At 66.7% G+C, this 15435-nt stretch carries 12 protein-coding genes, 1 tRNA gene and 1 riboswitch; of the genes, 10 read left to right on the top strand and 3 right to left on the bottom strand.

Translation table 11 applies throughout. From position 1 onward, the window contains the following. Nucleotides 1–46: 46 nt before the first annotated feature. The 8 genes from D9V32_RS13810 to D9V32_RS13845 all read left to right on the top strand — a co-directional run bounded on the left by D9V32_RS13810 (nt 47) and on the right by D9V32_RS13845 (nt 8567). Nucleotides 47–1810 (top strand): sensor histidine kinase, encoded by a 1764-nt coding sequence (locus tag D9V32_RS13810; RefSeq protein ID WP_121649501.1) that lies wholly within the window; start codon nt 47–49, stop codon nt 1808–1810. Further along, nucleotides 1800–3011 carry a diguanylate cyclase domain-containing protein gene (locus tag D9V32_RS13815; RefSeq protein ID WP_183086326.1) on the top strand — a complete coding sequence of 404 codons (1212 nt, stop codon included), beginning with the start codon at nt 1800–1802 and terminating at the stop codon, nt 3009–3011. Before D9V32_RS13810 ends, D9V32_RS13815 begins: the two co-directional genes overlap by 11 nt. Continuing rightward, nucleotides 3008–4486 carry a malate:quinone oxidoreductase gene (locus D9V32_RS13820; protein ID WP_121649503.1) on the top strand — a complete coding sequence of 493 codons (1479 nt, stop codon included), beginning with the start codon at nt 3008–3010 and terminating at the stop codon, nt 4484–4486. The genes D9V32_RS13815 and D9V32_RS13820 overlap by 4 nt, the downstream gene beginning before the upstream one ends. Before the next feature lie 66 nt (nt 4487–4552). Further along, nucleotides 4553–5164, top strand: a complete 612-nt coding sequence (locus D9V32_RS13825; RefSeq protein ID WP_121649504.1) for a thymidine kinase — start codon at nt 4553–4555, stop codon at nt 5162–5164. Between the two features lie 34 nt (nt 5165–5198). After that, nucleotides 5199–5292, top strand: a riboswitch (TPP riboswitch). Beyond that, complete coding sequence (gene thiM / locus D9V32_RS13830) at nt 5284–6093, top strand: hydroxyethylthiazole kinase (protein WP_121649505.1); 810 nt, start codon at nt 5284–5286, stop codon at nt 6091–6093. (Overlaps the previous riboswitch by 9 nt.) After that, a complete protein-coding gene (gene thiE / locus D9V32_RS13835; RefSeq protein ID WP_121649506.1) occupies nt 6090–6773 on the top strand; it encodes a thiamine phosphate synthase in 684 nt (227 codons plus the stop codon). Before thiM ends, thiE begins: the two co-directional genes overlap by 4 nt. Further along, nucleotides 6770–8353 carry a bifunctional hydroxymethylpyrimidine kinase/phosphomethylpyrimidine kinase gene (locus tag D9V32_RS13840; RefSeq protein WP_245982338.1) on the top strand — a complete coding sequence of 528 codons (1584 nt, stop codon included), beginning with the start codon at nt 6770–6772 and terminating at the stop codon, nt 8351–8353. Before thiE ends, D9V32_RS13840 begins: the two co-directional genes overlap by 4 nt. 140 nt (nt 8354–8493) lie before the next feature. Then, nucleotides 8494–8567: transfer RNA gene (locus D9V32_RS13845), tRNA-Pro, on the top strand. A gap of 218 nt (nt 8568–8785) precedes the next feature. On the opposite strand, the gene D9V32_RS13850 is transcribed toward D9V32_RS13845, so the two are convergent. After that, nucleotides 8786–9742: a metallophosphoesterase gene (locus D9V32_RS13850; protein ID WP_121649507.1), complete on the bottom strand. Its 957-nt coding sequence runs from the start codon at nt 9740–9742 to the stop codon at nt 8786–8788. A 14-nt stretch (nt 9743–9756) separates the two neighbouring features. Then, a complete protein-coding gene (locus D9V32_RS13855; protein ID WP_183086327.1) occupies nt 9757–12324 on the bottom strand; it encodes a transglycosylase domain-containing protein in 2568 nt (855 codons plus the stop codon). A gap of 74 nt (nt 12325–12398) precedes the next feature. Here D9V32_RS13855 and sp36 point away from each other — a divergent pair, with 74 nt between their 5' ends. Together sp36 and D9V32_RS13865 are read left to right on the top strand one after the other, a co-directional pair. After that, entirely contained in the window at nt 12399–12569 is a 171-nt protein-coding gene (sp36, locus tag D9V32_RS13860) for a Sp36 family protein (protein WP_121649509.1), read from the top strand. Continuing rightward, the gene (locus D9V32_RS13865) at nt 12566–13036 is read left to right on the top strand and encodes a RidA family protein (protein ID WP_121649510.1); all 471 of its coding nucleotides are present in this window, start codon (nt 12566–12568) and stop codon (nt 13034–13036) included. The genes sp36 and D9V32_RS13865 overlap by 4 nt, the downstream gene beginning before the upstream one ends. A 70-nt stretch (nt 13037–13106) precedes the next feature. Here the strand turns inward: D9V32_RS13865 and acs are convergent, their stop codons facing one another. Continuing rightward, a complete protein-coding gene (gene acs, locus D9V32_RS13870; RefSeq protein ID WP_121649511.1) occupies nt 13107–15080 on the bottom strand; it encodes an acetate--CoA ligase in 1974 nt (657 codons plus the stop codon). Nucleotides 15081–15435 lie beyond the last annotated feature (355 nt).

Consider the following 15435-nt stretch of genomic DNA (forward strand, 5'->3'; position numbering starts at 1 on the left):
GCCGGCGGCGGGTGAATCCCGCCGCCGGCCGTTGTATTCTCGGAGGATGCCCTCAGCGACTTCCCCCGACCCTGCGGACCGCGCCTCAACCGCGGACGCGCACCCCGGTCGACGCATACCGCGCACCACCCCGACCGAGGCGATCACGCTGCCGACGGCCGGTGTTGCCTCGTTCGGGGAGCCCGAACGTACGGGCCCGCTGACGGCCAGTAGCCGCGAACGCGAGGTGTTCCTCAGTCAGCTCCTGCTGGCGGCGGTGGTGCTGATCATCGTGACCAGCACGCTGCTGCTCGACCCGGCCGTGCTGCGCTCGCCCCTGATTCTCGCCGGGGTTGGCCTGGTCTTCCTCGCGACCATGGTCGCCGCGATCGGCCGCTGGTCAAACTGGCCGCGCTGGGTGATCATGGTGCTTCCCATCGTGGATATCGCGGCCATCGTGATGATTCGCAACGGGGATGCGGCGCTGGGTGCGGGGCTGCTCCTGGTTTTCCCGGTCACCTGGCTCGCGGGGTTCTTCGGTCGCACCGGCGCGATTATTGGCCCGGCTTTTGCCTCGGCGCTGCTCTGGATTTTTTCCCCGGGGGACAGCGGCCCCATCGGGCTGCACGATCTGCCGCGGCTCCTGCTGCTGCCGATCACCCTGGTCTTCATCTCGACCGCGACCTATCAGACCGCCCGGCGCGGTGCCGCTCAGCGCGCGCTGCTGACCCGGCAGTCGGCACTGATGACCCGCTCCTATGACGAGTCGCGCGAGCAGGAGGGCGTGCTGGATACCGTGCTGAACGCGGTGCCCTTCGCGGTGGTGGCCTATGACGCCACGGGTGCTCGTACGCACCGCAACGAGGCCTTCCGGGTGCTCAAACTCCGGTATGGATCGTACATCACCGCCCATGCCGAGGGCCGGCTCTTCGGGGCCGATCGGCGGACCGAGCTGCGTGCGGATCAGCTGCCCCTCCACCGGCTCACGCGTGGCGAGGAGTTTGAAAACGAGGTGTTCTGGCTGACCTCGCCGCTCGCCCCGAGCATCGGGCTCGCGGTGACCGGCCGACAGCTGCCGGGCGGCGGATCAGTACTCGTGCAGCGCGACATTACCTCCGAGATGCAGGCCTTGCGCTCCCGCGACGACCTGATCGCCTCGGTTTCCCATGAGCTGCGCACCCCGCTCACCTCGGTGATCGGCTACCTCGATCTGGTGCTGGATGGCCCCGAGCTTGAGCCGGCCGTGCGCCGCCAGATTGAGATCGTGCTGGGGAACTCCGAGCGCATGCTCGCGATCGTTTCCGACCTGCTGCAGGCGGCTCGTGACTCGGATCAGGCGTTTGTGCTGACCCGCAACGACTGCGATCTGCGCCAGATCGTGGCCGATGCCCTGGCCGCCGCGGAGCCGGCCGCGGCCGACCGCCACGTGAGCCTGAGCATCAGCGCCCCCGATACCGTGCCGCTCGTGGCCGATGGCTTCCGACTGCGCCAGGTGGTGGACAACCTCGTGAGTAACGCGGTCAAGTACAACCGCGATGGTGGCACCCTGACCGCCCGCATCGACAGCGATGAGGCGGGGGTACGGCTGAGCATTGCCGACACCGGCCTCGGAATGTCCGATCAGGATCGGGCCCGCGCGTTCCAGCGCTTCTATCGCTCCGATGACATGCGCCGCTCGACGATTCACGGCACGGGACTCGGCCTCCCGATCTGCCGCGACATCATCGATCAGCACGGCGGCTCGATCGAGGTCGCGAGCGAGCTCGGCGTCGGCACCATCGTCACCGTCACCCTTCCCCACTCCGATGAACGGATTTCGAATGACCTTTGACCCGAACACCCTGCAACTCGTGAACGGGCTGGTTTCCATCGTGTGTGCGGTGCCCTTCGTGCTGCACACCGTGTTCCGCGGGCACGACCGTGCGGGCCTCTACTGGTCCCTGGGATTCATGGCGGGCCTCGTCAGCGCCGGCTGCTACGCGCTCTCGGCGATGCTGAATGACGGCTGGGTGATCCTGTCCGCCGCAAACGGTGCCTACGCGTTCACGATCGGGGCGGTGTGGAGCGGCACGCGCCTGTTCAATGGCCGTAAATCGCTGATCCAGGTGCCCCTCGCGGTCGCGCTCATCTGCGCGGCCATCGTGCCGCTGCGCTGGAGCGTAGACCACACCTGGGCCGGGGCCGCGGCCTACCTGCTCGCGGTGGCTCTGTTTGCCTCGCTGATCGGGTGGGAGGCGCTTCGGATGCCGATGCGGCAGAACATCTATGGCCGGGTGTTCGGTGCGGCCATGATCCTCGGTGCCGCCTACCACGTGCTGCGCACGGTGGCCCTGGTGACGCTCGGTGCCGAGGGGATCGCCCAGCACCCGGTGTGGGGCAGCGCGAGCGCCACCACAGTGGTGATGGTGCTGCTCGTGGTCAGCTCGATCTGCCTGACCGCCGTCCGGGCCGAACGCGATACCCGGCACCAGCTCGCCCCCACCCCGGGTGGCGGCGCGGTCAACTTCTCGCTCGATGTGCTCTCGAAGGCCGCGTTTATCGTCGGGGCGAAGGATCGCCTGGCGCGCGCCCAGCAGCACGGGGTCCGGATCGCCCTGCTGCAGCCGCGCATCGATGGCCTCTCGGACTTCAAGGTGGCCTATGGCTCGAGTGCCGGGCAGTCGGCGATCGTGAGGTTTGTGACGGTTCTGCGCGCGAGTGTGCCGCCCACCGCGATCATCGGTCACCTGGGCGATGGCCACTTCGCGGTGCTCGCCATGATGGACGAGGTGACCTCGGGACGCGATGTCGCCCGCGGAATCCTCACCACCCTTGCCGAAACCCCACTGGCGCCCGAGCGCGGGCTGCGGATGAGCGCGAGTGTGGGTGTGGCGGAACAGGCCGACATCGACGTGGACTGGGACACCCTGTGGGCCGCGGCGAGCGAGCGGCTCGCTGCCGCACGCGCGGACGCGGGAAACGTGATCGCCGAGGTGCGGGTGTCTCGGGACGGTTCGCGGGTCGATGCATTGGGGCATAAGCTAGCCTCATGACGACTTCACAGCCGGTCGACGTAGCCCTTATCGGCGGCGGTATCATGAGCGCAACGTTGGCCACCCTCATCTCCCGGTTACAGCCGGATTGGTCAATCGAAATTTACGAGCGTTTGGGCGATGTTGCCCAGGAGAGTTCCAACCCCTGGAACAACGCGGGTACGGGTCACGCGGCAATGTGTGAGCTGAACTACATGCCCGAGGCGCCCGATGGTACCGTCAACCCGGCCAAGGCGCTGCAGATCAACGAGCAGTTCCAGGTTTCGCGGCAGTTCTGGGCGCACCTCGTGCGCGAGGGCGTGCTGCACGACCCCAACACGTTCATCAACTCCGCACCGCACATGACGTTTGTAAACGGTGACAAGAACGTTGAGTACCTGCGTAAGCGCTTTGAGGCGCTGCGGAACGAACCGCTGTTCGACACCATGGAGTACTCCACCGACACCCGCGTGATCAACCAGTGGGCGCCGCTGCTGATGACCAAGCGTGTGGCGGGAGACAGCTACGCGGCCACCCGGATGAGCGCCGGCACCGACGTCGACTTCGGTGCCCTGACCCACGAGCTGATGGACGCGGCCGTGGCCTCGGGTGCGAAGCTGCGTCTGAACCACGAGGTGCGCGGGCTGAAGAAGCTCGCCGATGGCACCTGGCGCATCCGTTCGCGTGATCTGGTGGGGCGCACCCCGCGCGAGATCAACGCAAAGTTTGTCTTTGTGGGTGCCGGAGGCTGGGCGCTCAAGCTCCTGCAGAAGTCCCGGATCCCCGAGATCAAGGGCTACGGCGTCTTCCCCATTTCCGGTGCCTTCCTGCGCACGGACAACCCCGAGATCGTCGCCCAGCACTCCGCCAAGGTATACAGCCAGGCCGCGGTCGGTGCCCCGCCGATGTCGGTTCCGCACCTGGATGCTCGCGTGGTTGACGGCCAGTCGAGCCTGCTGTTTGGCCCGTATGCGGGTTTCAGCCCGAAGTTCCTGAAAAACGGAAACCTGCTTGACCTGGTCACCCAGCTGCGTCCGGGCAACATCATCCCGATGCTCGCGGTGGCGAAGGATAACCCGTCGCTGATCTCGTATCTGCTCAAGGAACTGACCGCCTCACGGGCTAAGAAGCTCGCCGCCCTGCGCGAGTTTATGCCCACCGCGAAGGCCGAGGACTGGCGTCTCATCGTCGCCGGTCAGCGCGCCCAGGTCATCAAGAAAGACCCCAAGAAGGGCGGCGTGCTGCAGTTCGGAACCGAGCTGATCGCCGCGGGCGACGGATCGATCGCGGGCCTGCTGGGTGCCTCCCCGGGTGCCTCCACCGCGGTACCGATCATGGTGGATCTGCTCAAGCGCTGCTTCCCGAACGAGTATTCGGGCTGGGAGCGCGAGCTCACCCGGATGATTCCGACGCTCGGCACGAACCTCAACGACGATCCCGATCGTGCCCGCGCGGTGCTGGCCGAGACCGCCGAGGTCCTCCAGATCCAGCTCTAACGCGAGGAGTTCCCTCCCGCGGCGCGCGAAATGTGCACCGCGGGAGGGGCTCGCTAGACTGGCGCAATGGCGAAACTGTATTTCCGCTACGGCGCGATGAACTCGGGTAAGAGCACCGCGCTGTTGCAGGCCGCGTTCAACTACGAGGAGCGCGGGCATCGTGTGCTGCTGGCTAAGCCCGGCATCGATACCAAGGCCGATGGGGCCATCAGTAGCCGGCTGGGTGTGAGCCGCGAGGCCGACTTCCTGATCGGTGCCGGCACGAGCGTGCGCGAGCTGTTTGCCGCCTGCCGTGGCACCGCCCCCGTGCACGCCCTGCTCGTGGATGAGGCGCAGTTCCTCGATTCCGCCCAGGTTGATGCCCTCCTGGAGATCGCCCTGCTCGAGGACGTTCCGGTGCTCGCCTACGGTATTCGCACCGACTTCCGCACGGTCGCGTTCCCCGGTTCGCGTCGCCTGCTGGAGATCTCCCACAGCATCGAGGAGCTCAAGACCATCTGCCGGTGTGGACGCAAGGCGCTCTTCAACGCGCGCATCGAAAACGGCCGGTTTGTGTTCTCGGGTGAGCAGGTCGTGATCGACGGCACCGAGGCCGGATACGAGTCGCTCTGCGGCAACTGCTACCTCACCGAATCGGGCGGATCCATGCCGCGTCCGGTACTGTCCGCGGCCGAATAGCCCGCGCGGGGTGTGATAGTCTCACACCCGAAAACCACGTGACACGGGGTGCCCGATTTTGGGCTGAGAGTACACCCGTCGAACCTGATCTAGCTCGTACTAGCGAAGGGATGTCGCGCATGTCGCGCACGCCAGAAAACCTTATTTCCGAAACCCAGACCGCGCTGGAGCGGGTGCGCGCGGGCGCACCGCTCGTTCAGAGCATCACCAACGCGGTGGTGACAAACTTCACCGCCAACGCGCTGCTCGCCCTCGGGGCGGCCCCCGCGATGTGTGACATCGTGGGCGAGGCCGGCCCGTTTGCGCGCATCGCGCAGGGCCTGCTGATCAACCTCGGCACCCCGGTGCCCGAGCAGCGTGCGGCGGCCCTGGAGGCCGTGACGGCCGCGAACGAGGCTGGGACCCCGTGGGTCCTCGATCCGGTCGCGATTGGTGCCCTGCCGGTACGCACGGCCCTCGCGCTGCGGCTGCGGGAGCTTCGCCCGACCATCGTGCGGGGCAATGCCTCCGAGATCCTGGCCCTCGCCGAGGCCGGGGCCGGTGGCCGCGGGGTCGATGCGACCGACGGCGTGGAGAGCGCACGGGAGGCCGCGATCGCGCTGGCACGCCGCACCGGTGCCGTGATCGCGGTGTCCGGGCCGACCGACCTCATCACCGATGGGGAGCGCACCGTGCTGCTGAGCAACGGCGACGCCCTGCTCACCCGCATCACCGGTGGCGGCTGCGCCCTCGGTGCCGTCATGGCGGCGTTTGCCGCGGGCGCCGAGGACTACCTGGTGAGCACCGTTGCCGCGGTGTCGACCTACACGATCGCGGCCGAGCTCGCCGCCGAGCGGGCCTCTCGCCCGGGAAGCTTCCAGGTCGCGTTCCTCGATGCCCTCGATGAAATCACCCCGGAGCACATCCTCGCGCGGGCGGTGTTCGCATGAGCGCCCCCGCATCGGGGCTCCTCGCGGCCCCAGATCTCTCGGTCTACCTCGTGACCGATACCGGCCAGCTGCGCGGTGCCGGACACGATCCGGTGGGGGCCGTCCTCGCCGCCGTCGCGGGCGGTGTGAGCGCCGTCCAGGTGCGCGAGAAGGATGCCGCAACCCGTGACTTCCTCGCCTATGTCGAGGCCTTGGCCGAGCGTCTGCCCGCGCACATTCCGCTCATCGTCAACGACCGGGTGGACGTCTTCTTGGCCGCCCGGGTGCGCGCGGCCCGCGTCAGCGGCGTGCACGTGGGGCAGAGCGATCTGCCCGTGACCGCGATTCGTGCCCTCATCGGCACCGAGGCGATCCTGGGCCTTTCGGCGAGTACCCCCGAAGAGCTCGCGGCCGCCGAGGCCACCGGGGTCGTTGACCACGTCGGGATCGGCCCGCTGCACTCAACCACCACCAAGACCGACGCTCCGGCCGGCATCGGCCTGGCCGAAACCGCCCGGCTGGTTGCGGGCACCGCGCTGCCCGCGGTCGCAATCGGCGGGATCACCGCCGCCGATCTGCCCGGACTTCGCGCGGCGGGCCTTGTGGGTGCCGCCGCGGTATCCGCGATCTGTGCCGTGCCGGATCCCGAGGGGGCGGCCCGCGAGTTGCGCGCTGCCTGGGGCCAGGGGGTGTCCGCATGAGCCGCGATGCGCTGCGACCAGTTCGTGTGCTCTCCATCGCCGGCACCGATCCCACCGGGGGAGCGGGCATCCAGGCCGACCTCAAATCAATCGCCGCGCAGGGGGGCTACGGCATGGCCGTCGTGACCGCCCTGGTCGCGCAGAACACCCGCGGCGTGCGCGAGGTTCACGTGCCACCGGTGGCCTTCCTGGCGGCACAGCTGGACGCGGTATCCGATGACGTCGCGATCGACGCCGTCAAGATCGGCATGCTGGGCGACGCGGCGGTCATCGAGACCGTCACCGCCTGGCTCGAACGGGTGGCCCCGCCACTGGTCGTACTCGACCCGGTGATGATCGCCACCAGCGGCGACCGCCTGCTAGCCCCCGAGGCGGAGGCCGCACTGCGCGGGCTTCTCGCCCGCGCCGACCTGATCACCCCGAACATTCCCGAGCTCGCGATTCTCGCCGAGGAACCCGAGGCTCGCTCCTGGGACACCGTGCTGGAGCAGGCCCGACGGGTCTCGGGACGCTATGGCGTCCGCGTGTTGGCCAAGGGCGGGCACCTCGTCGGGTCGGCCGCTCCCGATGCCCTGGTCGATGCGGCGGCCACCCTGCCCGGCGGGCGCAGCTGGGTGGAGTTCCCGGGCGAGCGGATCAACACCCCGCACACCCACGGCACCGGCTGCTCGCTCTCGGCGGCGCTGGCCACCCGTATCGCCGCCGATGGCGACTGGATCGCCGCGGTCACCGAGGTGAAGCGCTGGCTGACCGAGTCGATCCGCCACGCCGACACCCTCGCGGTGGGGGAGGGGCACGGCCCGATCTCGCACTTTGCGGGCCTCTGGCAGCGCGGCGGTATCGATACCGATCGCACCGCGGCCGAACACCTCGACGACTGGTGGCGGCGGATCGCGCCGATCCGTCACGCGGCGGACGATCTCGCGTTTGTGCGTCAGCTCGGCGACGGCAGCCTCGATCGTGATGCCTTCAGCTGGTACCTCGCACAGGACGCGCTCTACCTGCGTGACTACGCGCGCGTGCTCGCAGCCGCCGCCCAGCTCGCGCCGACCCCCGAGGAACAGGCATTCTGGGCCCAGGGTGCCTACGGGTCGATCGCGGCCGAACTGCAGCTGCACCAGGGCTGGCTGCCCGAGGACGAGGTCTTTCAGACGGCACCCGCCCCGGCCACCACCGCGTATGTCGATCACCTGCTTGCCGCCGCGGCCCGCGGGGAGTACGAGATCATCATCGCCGCGGTGCTGCCCTGCTACTGGCTATACCAGGACATCGGCACCCGCCTGCACGCGCACTCGCATCCGGATCACCCGTATGCGGGCTGGCTCGACACCTATGCAGATGAGACGTTCGCTCGCTCCACCGAGCGGGCGATCGAGTACGTGGGGGAGGCCGTGCGCCGGGCGACCCCGCAGACGCGGGCACGCATGTTCGACGCCTTCGAGCGTGCGGCCGCGCACGAGGTGGCGTTCTTTGCGGCACCGCTTGCTGCCGGGCCGGGTTCCTCCCGGGTTGAGCCGCAGGCCGTACCGCTGGCCGAGCCGTTGGCGGGCACGGAAACGAGCCCCGGACACGCCGAGTGACACACCCGGCGCGCATACCGTACGCTCGGTGTGCGCGCCGGAAACCCCCGGTATTTCGCGGGTTTTGGGTGCCCCGGGTGTCGAGTGGTCACCGCCGGGACAAATATCGGGTAATCTAATAGAGGTCGCAAGATCACCATCGGGGTGTGGCGCAGCTTGGTAGCGCGCTTCGTTCGGGACGAAGAGGTCGTGGGTTCAATTCCCGCCACCCCGACAGATGGAAACAGCAAAAACCGCTCAGAGTAATCTGGGCGGTTTTTTGTGTGCCCGGCGGTTTTTGTGTGGTGGGCGGTTTTGTGTGGTGGGCGGTTTTGTGCGCCCGGGCCCGGGGAACAACACAGGCGATACGTGCGCAAATGCCCGCACACGGGCGTGTGCGGGCATTTGCGGTACTAGTTGCTCCGGGTGGGCATGCGGCCGGTATTGCGAGCTCTAGCGGGCAACCAGCGTGACGAGGGTAGCCTCCGGGCGGCAGGCGAAGCGTACCGGTGCGTAGATCGAGGTGCCGAGCCCGGCCGAGACGTTCAGATAGGCGCTGCGGAAGGCGTGACGCCAGAGGCTCAGCCCCTTGACCTGCCTCCGCGGGATATCGCAGTTGGTGACGAGTGCGCCCACGCCGGGAACGCACACCTGGCCGCCGTGGGTATGCCCGGCCAGAATAACGTCGGCCCCGTGGGTCACGAAGGAGTTCAGAACGCGCTGATACGGGGCGTGTGCCACACCGATGCGCAGTGCCGGTTCGGGGCGGCCCTGCTCGAAGGACTCCTCGTCTTCGACGCCGTCCAGGAGCCCGGTCAGGAGATCGAGCCGATCGCGCTCGATGTGTGGATCATCCACCCCGAAGAACTGGATGCGGGTGCCGCGCACGGTTACATCATCGACCCGGTTGTTGAGTGAGTGCCAGCCGAGCGCATCGGTGAAGAAGCGTTCGAGGCGCGGGGTATCGAGTTTCTTCGCGCGATTTCCATGGGGGCGCTGTGAGGAGGGCCCGGAGAAGTAGCGCAGCCAGTTCTTTGAGACCGGGCCGAAGTAGTCGTTCGACCCGTTCACGTACACGCCGGAAACCCCGCCGAACTCGGCAAAGGCCAGTTCGATGCCGCGGATGCCATCCGCGTGGCCGAGGTTGTCGCCGGTGTCCACCACGATGTCGGGCTTTTCGCCCGCGAGGCTGCGCACCCAGGCCTGCTTATCGCGCTGCCAGGGAGCCATGTGCAGGTCGGAGAGGTGCAGGATGCGGATCGGATCGGTGCCCGCGGGGAGCACCGGAATCTCGACCCGACGCAGGGTGAACATCCTGCGTTCGACGAGGCTTGCCCACGCAAAACACCCCGCGGCCACGACGGCCAGTCCTCCCAAAATGGGCTTCAGTGAACCGGTCCGTCGGGCCATCGGGGTGCTCCTTGCTAACAGCTCTGCTTGGTGATCGTGATCGATGCCGAGGCGGACCCGGGGTTGACCATCGAGTTCGCGTCGGGCGACTGCGCGGTGACCTTGCCGTCCCCACCGGGGGCGTTGGGATCGGCCACGCACTTCTGATCCACCTTATTGAATCCGACGCCCTGCAGGGCGGACTTCGCCTGATCGGGGTTCATGCCGGAGACATCGGGTACCTGCTTGCCCTTGCCATCGCTCGGACGGATCGTGATGGTGTTACCCACCGTCACGGAGGCGCCGGCACCCGGCTCGGTGTTTGCGACCATGCCGGCGCTGACGCCCGAGAGGATCGGGTCACCCACGACGACGTTGAAGCCGGCACCGGCGAGGGCGTTGGTGGCATCCGCGACGCTCTGGCCGCTCACGTCCGGGACCGCAACCTGCTTGGTCTTGGTCAGTGCGTCGGACGGCTTCGGGAAGGAGTCTCCGCCGAGCTTCGCGATGGTGGCCGAGGTGATACCGGCGAACACGCGGAACTTCGACTGGAAGGCGCTGGTTCCGTTGGCCTGAACGTTGTACATCGAGTAACGCTTGCCGTTGTCGCCGGCCTGCACGTTACCGATCCAGAACGAGGTCACGGCCTTGGTCGTTCCACCGGTTACCCAGGTGTCGGTCGCGTCATCGGCGGTACCGGTCTTACCGAACTGCGGTGCGCCCGGCACCACGGCGTTAGCCGCGGTTCCGCCGGGGCTGAAGACCGCCTGCATTGCGTAGGCCGCGGTGTTAGCAACCTCGGGGGTCAGCGCCTGGGTGCAGGTGCTCTGCGGCACGGCCATGTCCTTGCCGCCGGGGCCGGTGATCTTGTCGATCGCGACCGGGGTGCAGAACTTGCCCTGTGCGGCGATGCCGGCAATGGCGGCGGCCATGGTCAGCGGGGCGATCTCGTTAGAACCCAGAACCGAGGCGGGGTTGCGCTCGAGTTCCTTACCGTCGGCGCGGTGCACGCCGAGCGACTGGGCGGTGTTGCGGATTTCGCAGAGGTCCAGCTTGCTGGCCATCTGTACGAAGGCGGTGTTCACCGAGCGCTTGGTCGCCTCGTAGGGGGTGATCCGGCCGGAGGCGTTACCGTCGTAGTTCTGCGGGTTCCAGGGCTTGGTCGTCGCTACTCCACCGGGGGAGCAGGTGTCGATCCACTTCGTGTAGGTCTGTCGCGTTGCGAGCACGCTGTCGTTGACCGAACGGCCATCCTTCAGCCACTCGAGCAGCGCGAACACCTTGTACTGCGAACCCACCTGGAATCCGCTGGAGCCACCGTAGTTGTAGTCGGTGTTGTAGTTGATGCTGGTGTGCGACCGGCTCGCGAGACCCACCTGGGCGTCCTCGGAGAAGGTCTTGTTCTGAACCATGGCGAGCACGCGGCCGGTACCCGGCTCGACGGTCGAGGCGGCGGCACCGAGGTTTACGCCGGGGCGCTCCTGCGGAACCCAGCGGTCCATCGCGGCCTGGGCGGCGTTCTGAACGTCGAGGTCGATCGAGGTGTAGACGTCCATGCCTCCGCGACGCAGGGTCGCGCGGCGGTCGTCAACGGTCTCACCAAACTCGGGGCTGTTCAGAATGATGTTCTGCACGTAGTTACAGAAGTATGCGGCGTTTCCGGCGGCCTGGCAGCCGGTGCTCGGCGGATGCAGGTTCGGGGTCACCGGGGTCGCGGTTGCGGTTTCGAACTGCTCCTTGGTGATCTTCCCCTCCTTGTACATCTTGTCGATAACGTAGTCGCGGCGAATCTTGGTGAGCTTGTAGCCGTTTGCCTCACCGTTGTTCGTACTCTCCGGGCGGTCGATGCGCAGGCCGTTGGGGTCGTTGAGGATCGCGATCAGGGTCGCGGCCTCCTCGATCGTGACGTCCTTTGCCGACTTACCGAAGTAGTACTGCGATGCGGATTCGACACCGTACGAGACACCACCAAAGTTGGCGATGTTGAGGTACCCGAGCAGGACCTGGTCCTTCGTGTACTTCTGCTCCACGCCGATCGAATAGCGCATCTCGCGCAGCTTGCGCTCGGGAGTCGTGCGGGTGGCGTCCAGATAGGCGGCCTTGCGCTCGTCCTCGTTGGTGATCTGCTCGGCCTTCTGCACCAGCACGTTCTTGACGTACTGCTGGGTGATGGAGGAGCCACCCTGGGTGTCCTCGCCACCCTTCACGAAGTTACTGAGCACGGCGCGGGTGGTACCGATGAGGTCAACACCGCCGTGGTCGTAGAAACGGGGGTCCTCGGTCGAAACGGCGGCGTCCTTGAAGTACTGCGAGACGTCGTCCCAGGCCACCTGCTGGCGGTTCTGGTCGAAGAAGGTGGCGAGCAGCTGGTGGCTGCCGTCCGACGCGGTGGCGTAGATGTTGGTGCGCTCCATCGGCGGATCGATATCCAGGAAGGCCGGGAGCCCATCGAACGCGTTGATCGCGCCCTTGGCGGACATGCCGGTCACGGCGAGTGCGGGAGTGACCGCTGCGGTCACGAGAATCCCCGCGGCGACACTGAGGCCGATGAAGCCCATGAGGCTTCCCATGACACCGCTACCGGTACGTTTTTCTTGAGGCATAGGATTCAGCTTAAGCGACATTGCTGAAAGAATCCCTATCCAGCCCCCGAACTTCATACTATTTAAGGAGAAACATGACCCGTTGGGAGTACCTCACAACACCGCTCATGATCCACAACACCGCCGCGATTCTCAACAACTGGGGAAAGCAGGGGTGGGAACTGGTTCAGGTGGTTACCGGCCCTGAAGGGGGCCTGGTTGCCTACATGAAGCGCCCGCTTGAGGCCGAGGGAGAGAACGCGTGAGCACCATTGCCGACCGTCTAAGCGAGCTCGGACTCACCCTTCCCGAGGTTGCCGCGCCCGTGGCCGCCTACGTGACCGCCGTCACCGAGGGCAACCTCGTGTACACCTCTGGGCAGTTGCCGTTTGTTTCCGGTGCACTTCCTGAGACAGGCAAGGTAGGCGAGGGTGATGGCCTCGTCACCCCCGAAGACGCGGCTCGGTACGCCGGCATTGCGGTGCTCAATGCGCTGGCCGCCGTCGAGGCACAGATCGGCTCGCTCGACCGCGTCACCCGCATCGTGAAGCTCAACGGATTTGTGGCTTCGGATCCCTCCTTCTACGGTCAGCCCGCCGTGATCAACGGCGCCTCGACCCTGATCGGTGAGATCTTCGGAGAGCGTGGACAGCATGCCCGTGCCGCCGTGGGCGTCGCGGTCTTGCCGCTGAACGCTCCCGTCGAGGTAGAAATCGTAGTCGCGTTCGAGTAGTTCCCTGAACGAACAACGAGTGGCATCGGACCGGTTGGTTCGATGCCACTCGTTTTGGGGTGGTGTGGATTTAGCGGGCGGCGACGTCCTCGGAGATGACGCGCATGACCGTGGTGTCCGCGAGGGTGGTGGTGTCGCCCACCTCGCGGCCCTCGGCCAGATCGCGCAGGAGTCGACGCATGATCTTTCCCGAACGGGTCTTGGGCAGCTCGTGCACAACAAAGACGTCGCGCGGGCGGGCAATTGGGCCGATGAGGTTCGACACGTGAGCCTTCAGACTCGCGACCACCTCGTCGGTGTTTTCGGTCTCCTCGGCCTGGCTCTCCTTGAGGATCACGAAGGCCACGACCGCCTGGCCCGTGGTCTCATCGCTGGCCCCCACCACGGCCGACTCCGCGACGAACGGGTGCGAGACCAGGGCCGATTCGATTTCGGCCGTCGAGAGGCGGTGGCCCGAGACGTTCATGACGTCGTCCACGCGGCCGAGGAGCCAGACGTCGCCATCCTCGTCGAGGCGTGCACCGTCTCCGGCGAAGTAGGCGTTCGGGAATGTGCTCCAGTAGGTCTCGCGGAAGCGATCCGGGTCGCCCCAGATGCCGCGCAGCATGCTCGGCCAGGGTTCGGTGATGGCAAGCAGCCCGCCGGAGCCGTGGGGAACGCGATCGCCGCCCTCCTCCAGGATTGACACCTCGATGCCGGGGAGCGGAACCTGCGCGCTGCCGGGCTTGGTCACGGTGATGCCCGGCAGGGCCGAGATCATGATCGCGCCCGTCTCGGTCTGCCACCAGGTATCGACGATCGGGGCGGTCTTGCCGCCGATGACCTTGCGGTACCACATCCACGCCTCGGGGTTGATGGGTTCACCCACCGAACCGAGGAGACGAATGCTCGAGAGGTCGGAGCGCTTCGGAATCTTTCGGCCTAGCTTCATCGCCGCGCGGATCGCGGTGGGGGCCGTGTAGAAAATGCTCACCCGGTACTTCTCGATGATTTCCCACCAGCGGCCCGGGTTCGGGGCATCGGGTGTTCCCTCATACAGCACCTGGGTCGCGCCGTTTGCGAGCGGACCGTAGGTGACGTAGGTGTGACCGGTGATCCAGCCGACGTCCGCGGTGCACCAGTAGACGTCGGTCTCGGGCTTGATGTCGAAGACGTTGCGGTGCGTGTAGGCGGCCTGGGTGAGGTACCCACCCGAGGTGTGCAGGATTCCCTTCGGTGCCCCCGTGGTGCCCGAGGTGTAGAGGATGAACAGCGGGTTCTCGGCCGGGAAGGCCTCGGGGGTGTGCTCGGGCGAGGCCGCGGCCACGCGCTCGTGCCACCAGTGATCGCGGCCCTCTGTCCAGTCGACCTCGTTTTCCCCGCGGCGAACAACCAGGACATTGCGGACGGTGCCCTGGGCCGGGAGGTCTCCGCGGGCGCCGAGTGCGGCATCTACCGCGGGCTTCAGCGCACTCACCTTGCCCTTGCGGTATCCGCCATCGGCGGTGATGATGAGGGTCGCGGCGGCATCATCCACGCGGGCGCGGATGCTGTCCGCGCTGAATCCGCCGAAGATGACCGAGTGCACCGCGCCCAGGCGGGCGACGGCGAGCATCGACACGATGGCCTCGGGAATCATGGGCAGGTAGATCGCGACGCGATCACCGGCGCGTACGCCGAGATCGGTGAGGACGTTGGCCGCGCGCTTTACCTCCTCGGTGAGCTCCGCATAGGTGATGGCGCGGCTGTCGCCGGGTTCGCCCTCCCAGTGCAGGGCGATTCGGTCGCCATTGCCGGCTTCGACGTGGCGGTCTAGGCAGTTGTAGGCGACGTTGAGCGTGCCATCCTCAAACCATTTTGCAAACGGGGGATTCTCCCAGTTCAGGATTGAGGTGAAGGGGCGCTCCCAGCTGAGAAGCTCGCGGGCCTGGTCCCCCCAAAAGCCGAGGCGATCGGCGCGTGCGCGCTCGGCAAGCTCGGGCCGAGCGTTTGCCTGTGCGGCAAACTCGGCGGATGGCTCGAAGCGGCGGGTTTCGGTGAGCAGATTGTCGATCTGGACATTCATGACGAGTAAATCGCTCCTTTGCGACGGTCGTGTTCCCACATCGATGTGGGCCATGCACTGACAGCGTACTCCCATTTGATCGGCGGTCCAGACCCTCGCCGGACGCGTGGCCAAAAGTTTTTTCGAGGGCGTTCTCGGCGTGTTGCCTGCATTTGTGCGGGACACAGGTTTTGTCCCCCGAACTGGTGTCATCCAGAAGGTGGACAGGGGTCGTGAAAAATCGTGTGAGGGCGTACACTCATTCAAGGCCGAAATTTTATTTCGAGCGTGCAGCGCACAACGGATTCCCCCCAATCCAGTGTCGCTTGCGGCGGCATTCATTCCCCCCAATGAATGCCGCCCTTTTATTTTCCCG

This window comes from Mycetocola tolaasinivorans (genome assembly GCF_003667565.1).
Classification (GTDB): domain Bacteria; phylum Actinomycetota; class Actinomycetes; order Actinomycetales; family Microbacteriaceae; genus Mycetocola; species Mycetocola tolaasinivorans.